Annotated in this window: 1 protein-coding gene; it reads left to right on the top strand. The window is 76.3% G+C overall.

The window, feature by feature from the left end:
• Positions 1-36 precede the first annotated feature (36 nt).
• Positions 37-444, top strand: a complete 408-nt coding sequence (locus HMPREF3105_RS04845; RefSeq protein ID WP_020624687.1) for a CHY zinc finger protein — start codon at positions 37-39, stop codon at positions 442-444.
• The last annotated feature ends 105 nt before the right edge of the window (positions 445-549 follow it).

Here is a 549-nt window from a genome sequence, read left to right as displayed (position 1 = left end):
ACAACGTCATGCCCTCCTACACCTAGGCTGAGGCGCATGACCGCCCCGGACTCCCTCGACGGCACCGACCCGCTGCTGCGGGGCGTGGGGCTGGACGCGCAGACCCGCTGCGCCCATTACGCCACGGCGCGGGACGTCGTCGCCCTGCGCTTCGCCTGCTGCCCCGCGTACTGGTCCTGCCACCGCTGCCACGCGGAACTCGCCGACCACCCGGCCGTGCCGGTGCCGGCCGGCGACTTCGACCGGCCGCACGTGCTGTGCGGGGTGTGCCGCACCGAGCTCAGCGTGGCCGCCTACCTCGCCCTCGAGGCCACCGCCGATCCCGCGTGTCCGGCCTGCGGAGCGCCGTTCAACCCGGGCTGCGCCGCCCATGCCCCGCTCTACTTCGACGTCCCCGCGTCCGGGTCCCCCGCCGGTGACGTCGACCCCGCGACACGGCCGTGACCGCCGCCCCCTCCCGGCCGTCGCCTCCGGCGCACGTGCGGGCGCGCGGGCTGTGGAACCTGCTGAACCTGGCGACGCCGCTGGGGCTGGTGGGCGCCGTCGTCG

The sequence above is a fragment of the Micrococcus sp. HMSC31B01 genome (assembly GCF_001816085.1).
GTDB classification, from domain to species: domain Bacteria; phylum Actinomycetota; class Actinomycetes; order Actinomycetales; family Micrococcaceae; genus Micrococcus; species Micrococcus luteus.
This window is presented reverse-complemented; position numbering and strand designations above follow the sequence as displayed.